General features: G+C 58.9%; 15 protein-coding genes and 1 tRNA gene. 15 read left to right on the forward strand and 1 reads right to left on the reverse strand.

The annotated features are described in order from the left end of the window. Nucleotides 1-72 precede the first annotated feature (72 nt). The 8 genes from LC334_RS09330 (at nt 73) to rpmE (ending at nt 9,939) form a co-directional block, all read left to right on the forward strand. On the forward strand, nt 73-1,596 hold the full coding sequence (locus LC334_RS09330; protein ID WP_085800391.1) for a DUF2125 domain-containing protein: 1,524 nt from the start codon (nt 73-75) through the stop codon (nt 1,594-1,596). A gap of 101 nt (nt 1,597-1,697) precedes the next feature. Further along, nucleotides 1,698-3,227 carry a hypothetical protein gene (locus tag LC334_RS09335; protein WP_085800390.1) on the forward strand — a complete coding sequence of 510 codons (1,530 nt, stop codon included), beginning with the start codon at nt 1,698-1,700 and terminating at the stop codon, nt 3,225-3,227. A 79-nt stretch (nt 3,228-3,306) separates the two neighbouring features. Then, nucleotides 3,307-4,653: a TldD/PmbA family protein gene (locus LC334_RS09340; RefSeq protein WP_085800389.1), complete on the forward strand. Its 1,347-nt coding sequence runs from the start codon at nt 3,307-3,309 to the stop codon at nt 4,651-4,653. Next, nucleotides 4,640-5,416: a 3'(2'),5'-bisphosphate nucleotidase CysQ gene (locus LC334_RS09345; protein WP_085800388.1), complete on the forward strand. Its 777-nt coding sequence runs from the start codon at nt 4,640-4,642 to the stop codon at nt 5,414-5,416. Before LC334_RS09340 ends, LC334_RS09345 begins: the two co-directional genes overlap by 14 nt. A gap of 275 nt (nt 5,417-5,691) precedes the next feature. Then, nucleotides 5,692-7,719, forward strand: coding sequence for an NADPH-dependent 2,4-dienoyl-CoA reductase (locus tag LC334_RS09350; protein ID WP_085800387.1), 2,028 nt, complete (start codon nt 5,692-5,694; stop codon nt 7,717-7,719). Between the two features lie 310 nt (nt 7,720-8,029). Next, nucleotides 8,030-8,935 carry a LysR family transcriptional regulator gene (locus LC334_RS09355; protein WP_085800386.1) on the forward strand — a complete coding sequence of 302 codons (906 nt, stop codon included), beginning with the start codon at nt 8,030-8,032 and terminating at the stop codon, nt 8,933-8,935. Between the two features lie 386 nt (nt 8,936-9,321). Next, nucleotides 9,322-9,705, forward strand: a complete 384-nt coding sequence (gene rplS, locus LC334_RS09360) for a 50S ribosomal protein L19 (protein ID WP_085800385.1) — start codon at nt 9,322-9,324, stop codon at nt 9,703-9,705. 12 nt (nt 9,706-9,717) lie between these two features. After that, entirely contained in the window at nt 9,718-9,939 is a 222-nt protein-coding gene (rpmE, locus tag LC334_RS09365) for a 50S ribosomal protein L31 (protein WP_085800384.1), read from the forward strand. Nucleotides 9,940-10,052: 113 nt separating this feature from the next. Here rpmE and LC334_RS09370 read toward each other — a convergent pair whose 3' ends face one another. After that, entirely contained in the window at nt 10,053-11,072 is a 1,020-nt protein-coding gene (locus LC334_RS09370) for a LacI family DNA-binding transcriptional regulator (RefSeq protein ID WP_085800383.1), read from the reverse strand. 145 nt (nt 11,073-11,217) lie between these two features. Between LC334_RS09370 and LC334_RS09375 the strand changes: the two genes are divergently transcribed. The 7 genes from LC334_RS09375 (at nt 11,218) to LC334_RS09405 (ending at nt 15,859) form a co-directional block, all read left to right on the forward strand. Next, a tRNA-Arg gene (locus LC334_RS09375) sits at nt 11,218-11,294 on the forward strand. 155 nt (nt 11,295-11,449) lie between these two features. Continuing rightward, nucleotides 11,450-12,304: a hypothetical protein gene (locus tag LC334_RS09380; protein ID WP_085800382.1), complete on the forward strand. Its 855-nt coding sequence runs from the start codon at nt 11,450-11,452 to the stop codon at nt 12,302-12,304. Then, complete coding sequence (locus tag LC334_RS09385; RefSeq protein ID WP_223412933.1) at nt 12,301-12,774, forward strand: plasmid mobilization protein; 474 nt, start codon at nt 12,301-12,303, stop codon at nt 12,772-12,774. Before LC334_RS09380 ends, LC334_RS09385 begins: the two co-directional genes overlap by 4 nt. Next, entirely contained in the window at nt 12,768-14,333 is a 1,566-nt protein-coding gene (locus LC334_RS09390) for a relaxase family protein (protein WP_085800381.1), read from the forward strand. Before LC334_RS09385 ends, LC334_RS09390 begins: the two co-directional genes overlap by 7 nt. Continuing rightward, entirely contained in the window at nt 14,317-14,667 is a 351-nt protein-coding gene (locus LC334_RS09395; protein WP_223412934.1) for a hypothetical protein, read from the forward strand. The genes LC334_RS09390 and LC334_RS09395 overlap by 17 nt, the downstream gene beginning before the upstream one ends. 128 nt (nt 14,668-14,795) lie before the next feature. Further along, nucleotides 14,796-15,257, forward strand: a complete 462-nt coding sequence (locus LC334_RS09400; protein WP_085800380.1) for a mobile mystery protein A — start codon at nt 14,796-14,798, stop codon at nt 15,255-15,257. Further along, nucleotides 15,254-15,859, forward strand: coding sequence for a mobile mystery protein B (locus LC334_RS09405; protein ID WP_223412935.1), 606 nt, complete (start codon nt 15,254-15,256; stop codon nt 15,857-15,859). Before LC334_RS09400 ends, LC334_RS09405 begins: the two co-directional genes overlap by 4 nt. The last annotated feature ends 157 nt before the right edge of the window (nt 15,860-16,016 follow it).

A 16,016-nucleotide genomic window follows, 5' to 3' on the forward strand; every position in this document is an offset into this window, starting at 1 on the left:
TCAGATCACCACTTGACCATGGTTTCGCTTGGGCAGAAGTTAGGGCCAAATTTCAAATCGAGAGGATTTATTATGGCGCAATGGAACACCGCCGCAACGTCGGCGGCAGCCATCGGTATTTTCATGTCGGGATCGGTGGCATATGCCGATGTAACGCCCGAGCAGGTCTGGAATGACTGGAAGGATTACATGGCCGGGTTCGGCTATGAGGTTCAGGCCGACGAAAGCACGTCGGGAGATACGCTGGCGGTCGACAATCTGACAATGACAGTGGCCGTACCCGAAGAACAAGGCTCAATGACCATGTCATTGAGCCAGTTCAGTTTTACTGACAATGGCGACGGTACGGTGTCGATGTCGATCCCGTCGCAACTGCCCCTGTTGCTGAGCTTTGATCCGGCCGAGGGTGAATCGGCCGATGCCAGAATTGATTACAATACGTCTGGCTATTCGGTGATCATCTCGGGTGATCCGGACGACATGACCTACAACTACTCGGTGGCAGAGATGACGATCGCGCTGGCGGAACTGGTTGTCGAAGGCACGCCAGTGGAGTTGGGCAGCGCCAGCATGACAGTTTCCGATATCATCGGATCATCGAATATGAAGATTGGAGATTTGCGCAGTACGACGCAGCGCGTAAATTCGGGTTCGGTGGCGTTCGAACTGGATGTTACCGATCCCGAAGGGTCGGGCCGGATGCAGATCAACGGCAATTACGAAAGTATCGGCTTTGACGGTAGCGGCAGCTTCCCGACGGATATGGATGCCAACCAGATGGCCCAGATGCTGGACGCTGGATTCGGCTTTGACGGCACTTTTGGTTTTGGCCAGGGCGGGGCGGAGTTCAGCTTTACCGAAGATGGCCAGGCGGTTCAGGGCACCAGCGCGACGGGCGGCGGAACGTTGGATGTGGCGATGGATGCCGGGCGGTTGAGCTACTCTGGTGAGGCAGTGGATTACCAGATCAGCATGGCGGGTGGCGAATTGCCGTTTCCGGTTGAAATGGCGATGAAGAAAGCTGCATTCAACTTGCTGATGCCGGTTTCGAGCAGCGAAGAAGAACAGGATTTTGCCTTTGGCCTGACGATGGGTGATTTCACCATGTCGGATCTGATCTGGGGTATTTTCGATCCCGGCGCACAATTGCCGCGTGATCCGGCGACGATTGCGCTGGATCTGACCGGCAAGGTAAAGCTTCTCGTCGATCTGATGGACACCGAAGCGATGGAAGCCGCCGGTGTGGGCGAGACCATGCCCGGCGAACTGAACGCGCTCGATCTCAATTCGTTGACGATCAGTGTTGCCGGCGCCGAACTGACGGGCAACGGCGGCTTTACCTTCGACAATAGCGATCTTGAGACTTTCGATGGTGTGCCCGCACCCACCGGCGCAATTGATCTGCAATTGGTTGGTGGTAATGGCCTGCTGGACAAGCTGGTTGCCATGGGGCTCCTGCCGGAGGACCAGGCAATGGGCGCGCGCATGATGATGGGTCTGTTTGCAGTGCCCGGTCAGGGTGACGATACGCTGACCTCGAAAATCGAGGTAACGGGCGACGGTCAGGTCTCGGCCAACGGCCAGCGGATACGATAACGCCTCTTTGGAATCTGCAAGGGCCACCGGATTAACTGGTGGCCCTTTTTTTTGACCCCGTATAGGTGAGGGGCGGAATGTAGCTAAAAAGGTATACTGACATGTCGATCTCCCGCAGGATTTATCTCTCCACCGCGCTGGCGTTGTCGGCTGCGGGGTCACCCGTGATGGCCGATTTGACGGTCGATGATGCATGGGAAACCTGGCAGGCGCAGATCAAGGCGCTGGGTATGACGCTGAGCGCCGAAGAGACCCGTGACGGTGATGCGCTGCAGGTCGGCTCGGTGACGCTCTCGGCAGAGCTGCCGATGGGGGCCGGATCGCTGGTGATTGGCTTTGCCGGACCCCGCTTCGAACCGCAGGGCGATGGAACCGTGCGTATGAGCCTGCCCCGGGAAAGCGAAGTGACGTTCGGCGGCGATATCGACGGCGAGGGCAGCATGGTCGCGGTGATCGATACGGTCATGGAAGACAATCAGGCGATCATGTCGGGCACCCCCGACCTTGTGGTCAGCGATGGGTCGGTCGGGGCTGTTGAGTTGACGCTTGCCAGCCTGACGATCGATGGGGAAATGCTGGAAGACGCCAGCGGCACCATGGTGATGGATGGGTATACCTATCAGCATACGACCACCATCGGCGAGATGATCACCGTTGAAGGTACAAACGAAAACCCGGGGTTTGAGGCCTCCTACACGTTCGAAATGACCGATCAGGATTCAGTCACGAAAATTTCCGCAGGGTCTTTCGCGAAGAACACCAAGGCATCTTACGCCTACACCCTGCCTGCGGACGGGTTGAACCTGATGATGCTTCCGAAACATCTGCGCGACGGTGTAAACGCGACTGTCGATGTGTTTTCCGAAGCCTATGGCGACCGACAGCAGGTCGAGATGGATGGCGAAGTATTTAGCAATCAGAAAACCGAGGCTGCCGATTACCAGTTCAGCGGTTCACTGGATGAAACGGGGGTTGAGGCTGATGGCTCGACCGGAGCGTTCAGCCTGGGGATGCAGGTTTTCGGCCTGCCTGCGCCGATTTCGCTGAATGGCGACCGTGTCGAGGCCAGCCTGACATTACCGCTGCTGTCGACGGGCGAGCCCCAGGATGCGCGGGTGATGATGGACTTTCAGGATTTTACACTGAACGAAGAGATCTGGGCGATGATTGATCAGGGCGGTGAATTGCCACGCGATCCGATGGCGCTGCGTTTCGATCTTTCCGGCAGCGTCGATGTGACGACTGATTTGCTGGATTTCGAAGCAATATCCGCGCTTGATCCTTCGGACACGCCGCTCGTGCCTGTGTCAGCCAGCCTGACGGGCCTCTTGTTATCTGCGGTCGGGGCAGAGTTGACGGGCAATGGCGACTTCGTCTTTGATGCGGAAGATACCACGACCTTTCCCGGCATGCCACGGCCCGAGGGGGCGATTGACCTGCAACTTGTGGGCGGTAATGCGCTGTTGGATGCGCTGGTGGCGATCGGGTTGATCCCGGAAGATCAGGCTATGGGCACGCGAATGATGATGGGGATGTTCATGGTGCCCGGTGATGGGGATGACACGCTGAAATCGCGGATTGAGATCAACAGCGAAGGCCATGTTCTGGCGAATGGTCAGCGGTTGAGATAGTGAAGTCAGGGCGGGTTCCAGCCCGCCCTTGCGCGCCGGGGGTGCAGGCTCTACCTGTTTGGCGACCAGGAGATCACCGATGCCGCAAAATCTGCAGGAACTGACACACGCCTTGCTCGACGCCGCCCGAAAGGCCGGTGCAGATGCGGCTGATGCGATGGCGGTGCAGGGCACCTCTTTGTCGATCGATGTGCGCAGCGGAGCGCTGGAACAGGCCGAACGCTCGGAAGGGGTGGATATCGGTCTGCGCGTGCTGATCGGACAGCGTCAGGCCAATGTTTCGGCCTCGGATACACGACCGCAAACACTTGCGGCACTGGCGGAACGGGCTGTTGCGATGGCACGCGAGGCGCCCGAAGACCCGCAGGTCGGGCTGGCCGATCCCGCTCAGTTGGCAAAGGGCTGGGATATTGACGCACTGGAACTTTGTGATCCCGGGCCTGAACCCTCGCCTGCTGATCTGCAACATGATGCGCAAGAGGCCGAGGCGGCGGCGCTGGCAATGCACGGCGTCACCCAGGTGCAGGCGGCATCGGCAGGATACAGTAGCCGTCAGATTCATATAGCCGCCAGTAACGGGTTTTCCGGCGGCTATGCCCGCAGTGATCGTGGCCTGTCCTGTGTTGCCATCGCTGGCGAGGGCACGGGCATGGAACGGGACTATGACGGTGACAGCCGGATATTTCAGGCCGACTTGCGCTCAGCACAGGAGATCGGGCGGACAGCGGCGGAACGCGCGATAGAGCGCATCGGCGCCCGAAAACCACCTACCGGGGCCTACCCGGTGTTGTTCGATGAACGCATTTCCTCGACCCTGATCGGCCATTTTCTGGCAGCCAGCAACGGCGCGTCGATTGCGCGCGGGTCCTCCTGGTTGCTGGGCAAACTGGGTGAGCAGGTCTTGCCCGCTGGACTGTCGATTGCCGAAGACCCGCATCGCGCCCGGGTGTCGGGGTCACGACCCTTTGATGCCGAAGGGCTTCCAACGCAGGCTCGCCGTATCGTTGACAACGGTGTGCTTATGGGCTGGACGCTTGATCTGGCAACGGGTCGCAAGCTGGATATGGCATCGACCGCCAATGCCAAGCGCGGGACTTCAGCGCCGCCGTCTCCAGGGGTGTGGAACGTAGCGCTGACGCAAGGAGAGGCGACGCGGGAGAATCTGCTGGGCCAGATGGGGACGGGCCTGCTGGTCACCTCGATGATCGGCTCTACGATCAACGCGAACACCGGTGATTATTCCCGCGGGGCAGCCGGGTTCTGGGTGCAAAACGGCGCGATCACCTATCCGGTCAACGAATGTACCATCGCCGGGTCGCTACCCGAGATGCTGCGGCGGATCGTACCAGCGAATGACGCGCGCACGCACCTGTCGCGCGTTGTGCCGTCGCTGCTGGTCGAAGGAATGACCCTTGCCGGAAACTGATCTAGACCTTCTGATCCGGGCGGCAAGAGCAGCGGGAGAGATCGCTGCCGGGTTTAGCGGTAAGACAGTGCGGTGCTGGGAGAAATCTGGTGGGGCAGGGCCCGTGACCGAGGCTGATCTAGCGGTCAACGAGATGTTGGAGAGCACCTTGCGGGAGGCGCGGCCAGATTATGGCTGGTTGTCTGAGGAGACCGAGGATGATCCGGCGCGTCTGGATTGCGATACGGTGTTCATCATCGACCCGATTGACGGCACACGCAGCTTTATCGAAGGTTCGCGCACCTGGGCGCATGCGCTGGCCATAGCGCGGCGCGGCGAGGTAACGGCGGCGGTCGTATATCTGCCTATGCGGGATAAGCTTTATTCCTCGGCTGCGGGCGTTGGTGCCTATCTGAATGGCGATCCGATCCACGTGACCGGACAGTCGGCAATGATAGGCGCATCCATGCTGGCGGCCAAGCCCAACTACGCGCCAGAGCATTGGCGGGGTGAGGTACCGGCGATAACGCGTGTCTATCGCCCCTCGCTGGCCTATCGCACCTCCTTGGTGGCCGAAGGGCGGTTCGATGCGATGTTGACGCTCAGGCCGACCTGGGAATGGGACGTGGCGGCGGGGGATCTGATCCTGCGAGAAGCGGGCGCTGCGACGTCGGACAGAGGAGGGCGAAAGTTGCAGTTCAACAACGCCGTACCAAAACTGAATGGTATTCTGGCGGCGAATCCAATGCTTCATCGCAAAATAGCGGGTGCGCTGCAGGTCTGAGCTGTTGTCAGAATGAGTGCGCTGAGGCGCACGCAGGATGTCTCGTCGGTGGCCTCCGGCCTTCTCCTCGGGCCGCGTGCCTCAGATGGTGCATTTGAAGCTGCCCCGGGGGGGTTTGGGGTGAAACCCCAGGGGCTTCGTGCCCTGAACGAAAACTCAACTGTGTGAGCGCAGTGAACTCCTTTTGAGAACCGCGCGACTGTAACGCAGCGTTTCGGGGTGACAATCGGGCGGGCGGCAGCCATTTTGGACACGCATCAAACCGGAGCACTGCCATGACCGATTATCCTCATCTGCTTGCACCGCTGGATCTGGGTCATGTGACCTTGCCCAACCGGGTATTGATGGGGTCGATGCATACCGGGCTGGAAGAGACCAAGGACTGGAACCGGGTGGCTGAATTCTATGCCGCGCGGGCACGCGGCGGTGTCGGACTAATGGTTACCGGCGGGATGGCGCCAAATCGCGAGGGTGGGGTGTTTCCCGGTGCGGCGGGTCTGTTCAACGATCAGGACATTGCCAACCACAGGGTGATCACCAGTCGCGTGCATGATGCGGGCGGACGGATCGCGATGCAGATCCTGCATGCGGGGCGTTATGCCTATGGACCTGAATGTGTGGCCCCCTCGCCGATCAAATCTCCGATTTCGCCGTTTCCGCCAAAAGAGCTGGATGAGGACGGTATCGAAAAGCAGATCGCCGACATCGTCACCTCGGCCACCCGCGCCCGTGAGGCGGGATATGACGGGGTCGAGATCATGGGTAGCGAGGGGTATTTCATCAACCAGTTCCTGGTGACCCATACCAACAAGCGCGAGGATCGCTGGGGCGGCTCTTATGAAAACCGGATGCGGTTGCCGATCGAGATCGTGCGGCGCACGCGTGCGGCGGTGGGCGCGGATTTCATCATCATCTACCGGCTGAGCATGATTGATCTGGTACCGGGCGGGTCAACCTTTGACGAGGTGATCCAGCTGGCGCAGGAGATCGAGACGGCGGGGGCTAGCATTATCAATACCGGCATCGGCTGGCACGAGGCGCGGATTCCGACGATTGCCACCTCAGTGCCGCGTGCAGCCTTTGCCTGGGTCACGAAAAAGCTGATGGGTAAAGTGGGCATCCCGGTCATCACCTCGAACCGGATCAATACGCCGGGGGTGGCCGAGGATGTACTGGCATCCGGCGCGGCGGATATGGTCAGCATGGCGCGGCCGTTCCTGGCGGATGCGGATTTCGTGCGCAAGGCAGCCGAGGGCAAGGCGGCGCAGATCGCGCCCTGCATTGCCTGCAATCAGGCCTGTCTGGACCATACGTTCAGCGGCAAGATCAGCACCTGTCTGGTCAATCCGCGTGCTTGTTATGAAACCGAACTGAAAATAGAACCGACCGGGCAACCCAAATCCATCGGTGTCGTGGGGGCCGGGCCGGCGGGCCTGTCGGCAGCTATGACAGCAGCGGAGCGGGGCCACGCGGTCACGCTTTTCGATCGGGCTGACGATATCGGCGGTCAGCTCAACATGGCGCGCGTGATCCCCGGCAAGGAAGAGTTTCACGGGCTGGTTGATTGGTTTCGGACCATGATGGCCGAGCTTGGCGTTACCCTGGAACTGGAGCGCGAGGTCTCGTCGAAAGATCTGAAAGGCTTTGACGAGGTGATCGTCGCCACCGGCGTTGTCCCGCGCGATCCGGAGATCCCCGGTCAGGACGGGCCGACTGTCCTGTCATATATAGATGTACTGCGCGGCAAGGTACCGGTGGGCGATCGCGTTGCGATTGTTGGCGCGGGTGGCATCGGTTTTGATGTGGCGGAATATCTGGTGCACCAAGGCGAAAGCCCGACCGAAAACCTTGAAGAGTGGAAACAAGAATGGGGCATCGGTGATCCAAGCGAAACCCGGGGCGGGCTGGCACCGGAAGGCCCGCAGCCAGAGCCGCCCGCGCGGCAAATCACTCTGCTGCAGCGCAAGGCAGAGGCACCCGGCAAGCGGCTGGGCAAGACCACGGGATGGATTCACCGCGCAGCGCTCCGCATGAAAAATGTCAAAATGATGGGTGGTGTGAATTATGAGCGGATAGATGCCAACGGCATTCATATCAGCTTGGGTGAAACGCGCGAAAATCCCTCTCTGATCGAAGCTGACACCATTGTTCTCTGCGCGGGGCAATTGCCCGAAAGGTCCTTGGCCGACGCGCTTGAAGCTGTAGGAATTATCCCGCATGTCATCGGCGGTGCTGACGTGGCATCCGAGCTCGACGCCAAACGCGCGATAAATCAGGGCACGCGCCTCGCTGCGATCTTGTAGACTGCGGAGATGCGTCAGTAGGGATATCACGACCGCACGGATCAACACCCCGGATATATAAAATTGCACAGATAATGGCATTGTGGTGCTGCTTGCCAGACTGCAACAGAGCAACAGCCAGATAAAATGTGGCGAAAACCTCGCGTTTGGCCCAATATTGTGCCTCAGTTTGACGCCGGAAACCTTTGTTTCATTGTTTCGGTGCCATGATCGATCCGCGACAAAACCCAGATATTGTCGGGCATGCGCCCCAGTTGTGCCCGAATTGTCTTCGATAAGACATGAAGAATTTGAAGCACGAGGTATGAGTATGGATCGCCTGACGGAAATGGAGGCCTTTGCCACGGTAGTGGATCAGGGTGGCTTTACCGATGCTGCCCGGAAAATGGGGATTTCCAAGTCCGCCGTATCCAAGCATGTGTCCTCACTTGAGGCACGTTTAGGGGCAAGGTTGCTCAATCGGACGACCCGCCGCGTAAGCCCGACCGAGATTGGTTTGGCCTACTATGACCGGGCGCTGCGCGTTCTGAACGACGCAGGTGAGGCAGACGCGCTGGTAAGCTCGATGCAGTCTGATCCCTCAGGTCTGTTGCGTATTTCGGTGGCAACAGATTTTGGCGTCAATCACCTGAGCCCGGTGTTGGGCGAGTTCCTGGATGAGTTTCCGGATATCACCGTCAACATGGTCCTGAACAACCGCTACGTCGAGCTGATTTCTGAAGGGTTCGACATGGCGATCCGGATCGGCGAGCTTGAAGACAGCACACTCAGGGCCCGCAAGCTTACCGAGACAACCAAACGCATGATCGCCAGCCCCGCCTATATTCAGAAACATGGACGTCCGTTGAAGATCGATGATCTGAATGATCACAAACTCTTGCATTATTCCAGTCAGGCCAACGGGTCGGTCTGGAAACTGACCGCACCGTCGGGAGAAAAGCGCCAGGTGCGCACGGCCGGTGGCTTGTCCGTCAATGACGGCCAGTCGCTATTGAATGCGGCCATCTCGGGGCTGGGTATCGCCTATTTGCCCAGCTTCCTCTACTCCAAAGCCCTGGAAGAAGGTCAGGTCGAGGATGTCATTCCCGACCTGCCAATGGAAACCCAGGGCATCTACGCAGTTTACCCCCCGGGCCGGTTCACCCAGCCCAAGGTTCGCGCGTTTATCGATTTTCTGGTCCACGCTTTCGCTGAGAAAGGCCCAGCGGACTGGTAGTTTTACCTCCCTAGCCTTAACAGGCCACCTGGCCCCGGTGCTCTTCCAAGCTCCGGGGCTTTTGTTTGCCGGATCGCGTCGGTGTTACACGCAGTGCGGCAAGGTGCTCTCCATCTTAGATACCACATCTCAAGGCTTGATCCGCTCTGCATTCCCGCCTATACCCCGCCAGGTTCGGAATCACTTCTGTGGCTCCGTACTTATTTGCTATGGTGCGCTCTCGGCCTTCTTCGGCCCGGTGATAAGCTTCGGCAAACCTGAACGACAGATAATGACGACCTGTATCTTGGGCGGGCACATCGTGTGGACCCGGAAGAAGACCCAAAGCTCTGAGGACGCACCACACCTTTGCGGACCAAAACCGCAAGCATATAGGAGTAGAAGCGATGGATATTATCGCTCAGCTTGAGGCGGAACAGATCGCCTCGCTCGGGAAGAACATTCCCGATTTCAAACCCGGCGACACCGTTCGCGTGGGCTACAAGGTGACCGAAGGCACGCGCAGCCGTGTGCAGAACTTCGAAGGCGTCTGCATCGCCCGCAACAACGGCAAGGGTATTGCCGGATCGTTCACCGTTCGCAAGATTTCATTTGGTGAAGGCGTTGAACGTGTGTTCCCGCTCTATTCGACCAATATCGACAGCATCGACGTTGTGCGCCGGGGCCGTGTCCGCCGCGCCAAGCTGTATTACTTGCGCTCGCGTCGCGGTAAATCGGCCCGTATTGCTGAAAACGCCAACTACAAGCCCCGCAAGGACGCTTCTGCGTAAGGAACCGGCAAGATGAAAAAAGACATCCACCCCGATTACCACATCATCGACGTCAAAATGACCGATGGTACCGTGTTCCAGACCCGCTCGACCTACGGCGCGGAAGGCGAACAGCTGAACCTCGATATCGATCCGACTGTGCACCCCGCCTGGACCGGTGGCGGCACCCGTCTGATGGATGCTGGTGGTCGCGTATCGAAGTTCAAAAACAAATACGCCGGGCTTGGTTTCTGATCAGAGCCAATCTGGTGAAGACCACAGATGCCGCTCCGGATCGGGGCGGCATTTTTCGTTCTGCCGGTTGGGAACGGGGTGTAACTGCCGGTCGCACTCTGATGAGCGGAGTGTTATCGGCGTTTCAGCGTCTGCCCGAAGCTTATTGTCGGCTCCAGCACGATCCGCTGCGGCTCTGTCTGACCGCTTGAGCGATCGACGATGATCTGCGCCGCTTTCTTGCCGATCTCAAGCCGGCAGGCATCCATCGTAGCCAGCTCCTTGGGCAGACCTTTCAGCAGATTGACGCCGTTGAAACCCGCAAGCCCGATCTGACCCGGTACGTCAATCCCCTGATCTAGGAGGTACAGCAGCCCGCCCGCGCCGATGATGTCATTGGAATAGTATAGAAAATCGATCTCTTCATTTCGCGCCAGAATGGTTTCCGTCATCTCGCGGCCTTTTGCCAGCGCTGACCCACCAGTGTAGAATTCCTTGTCCACGATTTCGACGCCAGCCTTCGCCAATGTCTCGGTAAAGCCCTCGAACCGTTTGCGCGCGCGGTGATCGAGCGTCATCTTGGTGCCCAGAAATCCGATCTGTTGGTAACCGGCCTTGAGGATCGCCTTCGCCATTTTCTGCCCGGCAAGACGATGCGAAATCCCCACAACAGAATCCACCGGCGTGCCGTCGACATCCATGATTTCGACCACCGGAATGCCCGAAGCGGCAAGCATGGCGCGCGAGGCCTCGGAATGCTCCAGCCCCGCGATGATCACGCCCGATGGACGCCATGACAGCATCTCGTAAAGAACTTTTTCTTCTTTTTCGCGCTTGTACCCGGTGATGCCGACGACCGGTTGCAGATCTGTGTTGTCCAGAATCTGACTGATGCCGGTCATGACTTCGGGGAACACCATGTTGGACATTGACGGGATGACCACCGCCACCAGATTGACCCGCTGGCTGGCCAGCGCACCGGCAATCTTGTTGGGCACGTAGCCAAGCTGCTTGGCCGCTTCCAGCACCCTCTTGCGCGTCGCGTCCGAGACATCGCCGCGATTGCGCAACACCCGGCTCACCGTCATCTCCGAAACTCCGGATGCATCAGAAACGTCACGAAGCGTCAGCGGGCGGTTGTCATTGTCATTCACGGAGTATCATCCTGTGCGGTGTTTCAAGATTGTTACCGCGAACGGTCTTCCCGGATCAAGCGACTAGAGCATTTTTGCTCATCAAACATCCATCGAAATCAGCCGATGACAAACAGTCAAACGCCGGATATTGAGCTTGCAGTGTGGCCCCGTGGCTCAACTGGATAGAGCAGCCCCCTCCTAAGGGGCAGGTTGCAGGTTCGAATCCTGCCGGGGTCGCCAAAAACACCTGAAAAATATGGCTTATTTACAGGGTGTTGTGCAAAGGCGCGCAAAAAGCCCCGTGAGTTTCCGCGCCGAATTCGGCGGAAATGGCCGAATTCTCGTACAAAACCTGTACAAAATTCGCACGTCTGTGCGACTTTTGAGGCCTTGTCGTGAGCTGGCGCGTCGCAAATGCCTGTGCCGAGCGGAAATTCGGCAGTGCCACGCGCAAGCAGATCATCATGTTCCTGGCCGATAAGGCCAGCGATGATGGCTCCGGCATTTGGTGTTCCAAAGGCACGATCCAGCGGCATACGGAGCTCGGGGAGAGCACGGTCAAGCGGACAATCCGGGACTTTCTGAAGGAGGGCATCCTAGTCGAGACCGGCGCACGTGGGTGCAAGAACGGGTTTACAGTCGTTTACCGGATCGATCTGGCGAAGATTGAGGCGCTGGAACTGACCGCCGAGCCAGAAATCGAGACGGGGGCCACTGTGGTCCCCGTCCAACCCGACCCCGGGACCGGGGCCACAGTGGCCGGGGTACCGGGGCCACCACGGCCCCCAAACCATCCTAAAACCATCCATAAACCTCCTACGCGCGAGCGCGTGGCGGCGGAAGTTAAGGAAGCCGAGAAGATTCTGGCCGCCTATCCACCCGACCGAGTGCGCGGGAGGGTGGATTGTATCAGGCTAATCAGGGCAACGTTGGACGAAGGCGTCAGGGCCGAGGACCTGTTGCATGCGGTCCGAGCCTATGCCAACGAGAGTGCGGGTTTCACCCGGTCGAAGGTTTGTTTCTCCGACAACTGGTTCAAGTCTGGGCGCTGGCGGAAATACGTTGAGGAGTTCGCCAAAAGCCGGGAAGAGGCAAAGGCCAAGGAAGCTGAGATGCTGGCAGGCTTGGCAGGTTGGGTCACAGATCGTCATCCCCTTTGCCGTCACATCACGCCCAAACAAATCGACGCGTTGCTGGCCGCAGAGCTGGTTACACAAGACCAAATCCAGGCGGCAGGCCTCAGGTCATGAGCGCCACCGATTTCACCGAAGTGCAAACAGCAAGGCGACCCATGTCATACGCTGGCGCGGATGACACGGGACCTTGCGAGGGGCGGCAAGCCTCCCCTTCGAACCCCACCGGCGCGGGCAAGACCCGCGCGAAGGAGCCGCTGACGGAGACTTTCGTCTTCCGGTGCACGACGGCCGAGAAGGCCGAGCTGCGGGCCAAGGCCGAGGCCGCAGGTCTGCCCGCTGCGACGCTCCTGCGCGAGGCGCTTGGCCTGACCGAGGCGCGACGACGCAAACCCTTGCCACGCGTCGATCCGGCGCTAGTGCTGGCCGTGGGGCGTATCGGTGGCAACCTCAACCAGATCGCACACTGGCTGAATCGCGCGACGCAGGCGGGTCGCAACGACCTCGATGCGCTCGTTGTCGCGCGCCGCCTGTTGGTGATCGAGCGCCAGCTTGCGCTGCTCCTCAATGAGGCGCGGCGATGCTGATTAAGTTCTTCTCCAACGGCAAAGGTGCGGGTGCCGGGCCGGTTGATTACCTGGTCGCGCGTGAAGTGCTGGCCTATGACAGCAACCGCGATTTGATCCGCGATGCCGATGGTCAGCCTTTGACGGTGACGCGCGAACCATTGCCCGAGGTGCTGCGTGGCAACCCGGAGCGCACCAAGGCCCTGATCGACGCCAGCCGACACAAATGGACCTACCGCGCGGGCGTGATCAGCTTTGCCCGTGAGGACGCGCCGAGCGAGGCACAGCGGGTCGAGATCATGGACGCTTTCGAGCGTCTGGCCTTCGCGGGTTTGGACCCTGAGCAATATGACATGCTCTGGGTCCGGCACAGTCACGAAGACCGCGTCGAGCTGCATTTCTGCACCCCACGCCTGGAACTGACGACGGGCAATAGCCTCAACATTGCGCCGCCAGGTTATCAGAGGGTCTACGATTCATTGCGTGACCTGATGAACCAGCGCCATGGCTGGGCCGATCCGATGGAATTGCAACGTGCTCAAGAAGTCCGCAACACCATCGAGACCCCAACCCGCGCGCAGGGCCGCGAGGAGCTGCATGCGTGGATCCTCGACCAGGTCAGCATCGGCCTGATTACCGATCGTTCCAGCATGGTTGAAGCCCTGTCTGAAGCAGGCTTCGATCTGCCCCGCGCGGGCAAGGCCTACCTGACTGCCAAAGACCCCGAAACCGGAGAGCGCTGGCGCCTGAAAGGAGAGATTTTCCATGAAGACTGGCAAGCCGAACACACGGCTCAGCGAGAAGCTGAACGCGGAGCTGGATACGATCCGACAGGAACACGCCGCCTTGATGGCATCCCAACTGAAGAGCTTCAGGAACGATTTGACCAGCATTGCGCAGCACGCGCGGAATACAATCGAAACCGATACCCGTCACTTTCTGAAGACGAACAAGAGCTACTTCGAGACGAGAACGCAACAGATCAAGCGCTGGACGTCGATCTCACCCTGGCTGACGACGGGGCTGGCACTGATGGTGATCGCCTTGATGATGGGTCTGAGCTGGTTTTGGACCTCGATGCTGACGAATTCCGAGCTGACGCAGATGGGGCTGACGCGGATCGATCAGAACGATCAGACCTGGCTGGTGATGAATCCCGACAAGACAGCGTTGAAGAACTGCACGCTGGCGAGCGCGCCGATGCTGTGCATCGAGATCAAGGAGAGATAGATGACAACGCCCCTGACAGCCTTGGAGCGCGACTTGCTCGCCTGCGTCGAGCGGTTGGTGACGGCTTGCGAAACCTCAGCCGCGGAATTGAGCGGGTTAGAGGCACGCTCGACCGGCAAGATCGAGACACAACTGGCTGGCTTGGCCGACTGCGTGACCTTGCTCATTCGTTCGCAGGCCGCATCAATGACGGCCTTAAAGGGCTTGTTGAACGAAGAGGCGAGTTACAACGCGCTGGACGATCAACTGCAGAAGAGCTTGACGCTAGCGAAGGCCGCCGAAGAGAGGCTGAGACAGAGCTGAACGAATTGCAGCTCGAACGGGACCACAGACATGACTTGGGACTATGACGAGAAAGGGAAACCGATGAGTTTTGCACATGACCACTTCACTATGAGTTATCATCAGTCTCGCGACTACGGCATCGACTATCGCGACTTCGAAAAGGTGGACTGCCTGCCCAAAGGCGTTTCGCTCGTTGCCATCGCGGGCGTCTGGGGCGATTACCAGAACATCCGCTGCTTGTTTATGGACGCCGCAGGGAACGGCTACATGCGAAATATCGGCAAGCGAAACAATGGATATGTGATCCGGGAACTGGGCGTGGATGCGAAGGAACTGTGGGTTGGGGAGAAAGTGCTAGTACCCGCTGGCACGGCTGAGAAAGTGATCGGCAAAGCTTGATGGCTCATATAGCCAAGCTATGATATGGCAATACATTCGAGCAGCCATACTGTGATATTGCATAAATCATGCTTTTGCCATATTGTAACATTACAAAAAGAAATGAATGCAAAGCTACAGGTTGGCAAATGACCGTCTCGCGCGCAAAACAAAGACAAGCCGAAAGCAAGATCAATCAGGTTACCCAAATGGCTCAGACCTTCACCAAGCCATTGGGCGGCTGGATTGCGACTTTCCAGGAGGCAATCGGCATGAGCGTCCCCGCCCTTGCCGAGCGGCTGGGCGTGTCTCGCAACAGTGTCTACAGCTCGATTCAGAACGAGCAAGCCGGAACCATATCGCTGAACCAGCTCGACAAGATGGCCGAAGCCATGGGCGGCAAGCTTGTCTATGCGATCATCCCACGCGAAGGGCAGGTCGAAGAGATCGTTATGGCCCAGGCCCGCAAGAAAGCCAGGCGCATCATTCAGCGCACGCGCGCGCATATGGCCCTGGAAGAACAAACTGAAGGCCTGCGCAGCCAGGAAGAGATGGTCGAGGAACTAGCCGGCGAAATCGCCCGCGAGATGCCGAGGGACTTCTGGAAGTGACCCTGGAACTGCACGAACCCACCGGCGCGACACCTCTCACGCCCGACGAGTTGCGTGGCCTCAAGGCCAAGCACATCACCACGCGCGGCGAACTGAACGAGCTCGAAGGGGAGAACATCATCGAGGGGCTGACCTGGCTGGATCGGCGACCCAAGTCCTTCGATGTTCTGACCGACGATACAGCACGCGAAGTCCATAAGCGCCTGTTCGGTCAAGTCTGGGATTGGGCGGGCGTCTACCGCCAGACCGAGAAGAACATCGGCGTGTTTGTCTGGCAAATTTCGACCGAGATGCGCACCTGCCTCGACGATGCCCGGTACTGGCGCGAGAACGATACCTACGAGCCGCTGGAAGCCACCGCACGTTTCCATCACAAGCTAGTCTGGGTACACCCCTTCGCAAACGGCAATGGTCGCTGGGCACGGATCATGGCGGACGCCTACCTGGCCACGATCGGTTCTGACGTATTCCTTGATTGGTCTGGGCGCGGGACACTAACCGCTGATGGCGACCATCGTGCACGATACATCGAGGCATTGCGGGCGGCTGATGGTTTTGAACTCGGGCCGTTGATTGCGTTTGTGAATGACATTGCTGAATAGTGCCGGAAACCGGAAGTTCGCTGCAGGTGCGAGAGGCGCCTGTCAAATAAGAACAAGCGGCCATTCTTCGTCCATTTGATTATTGTGTGGATGCTGCACTGAGCATAAACGTCGCCCGATGAGCTACGGAAACATCTGGCCGAATTCTCTTTGAATT

The sequence above is a fragment of the Roseovarius aestuarii genome (assembly GCF_019966515.1).
Classification (GTDB): Bacteria; Pseudomonadota; Alphaproteobacteria; order Rhodobacterales; family Rhodobacteraceae; genus Roseovarius; species Roseovarius aestuarii.

What these genes read in the sequence shown, in the direction of transcription:
- LC334_RS09350 (WP_085800387.1), top strand. Translation starts at nt 5,692, where the DNA reads ATGACCGATTATCCTCATCTGCTTGCACCGCTGGATCTGGGTCATGTG.
- LC334_RS09385 (WP_223412933.1), top strand. Translation starts at nt 12,301, where the DNA reads ATGAGCGCCACCGATTTCACCGAAGTGCAAACAGCAAGGCGACCCATG.
- LC334_RS09335 (WP_085800390.1), top strand. Translation starts at nt 1,698, where the DNA reads ATGTCGATCTCCCGCAGGATTTATCTCTCCACCGCGCTGGCGTTGTCG.
- LC334_RS09395 (WP_223412934.1), top strand. Translation starts at nt 14,317, where the DNA reads ATGACTTGGGACTATGACGAGAAAGGGAAACCGATGAGTTTTGCACAT.
- LC334_RS09340 (WP_085800389.1), top strand. Translation starts at nt 3,307, where the DNA reads ATGCCGCAAAATCTGCAGGAACTGACACACGCCTTGCTCGACGCCGCC.
- LC334_RS09390 (WP_085800381.1), top strand. Translation starts at nt 12,768, where the DNA reads ATGCTGATTAAGTTCTTCTCCAACGGCAAAGGTGCGGGTGCCGGGCCG.
- LC334_RS09400 (WP_085800380.1), top strand. Translation starts at nt 14,796, where the DNA reads ATGACCGTCTCGCGCGCAAAACAAAGACAAGCCGAAAGCAAGATCAAT.
- rplS (WP_085800385.1), top strand. Translation starts at nt 9,322, where the DNA reads ATGGATATTATCGCTCAGCTTGAGGCGGAACAGATCGCCTCGCTCGGG.
- rpmE (WP_085800384.1), top strand. Translation starts at nt 9,718, where the DNA reads ATGAAAAAAGACATCCACCCCGATTACCACATCATCGACGTCAAAATG.
- LC334_RS09330 (WP_085800391.1), top strand. Translation starts at nt 73, where the DNA reads ATGGCGCAATGGAACACCGCCGCAACGTCGGCGGCAGCCATCGGTATT.
- LC334_RS09355 (WP_085800386.1), top strand. Translation starts at nt 8,030, where the DNA reads ATGGATCGCCTGACGGAAATGGAGGCCTTTGCCACGGTAGTGGATCAG.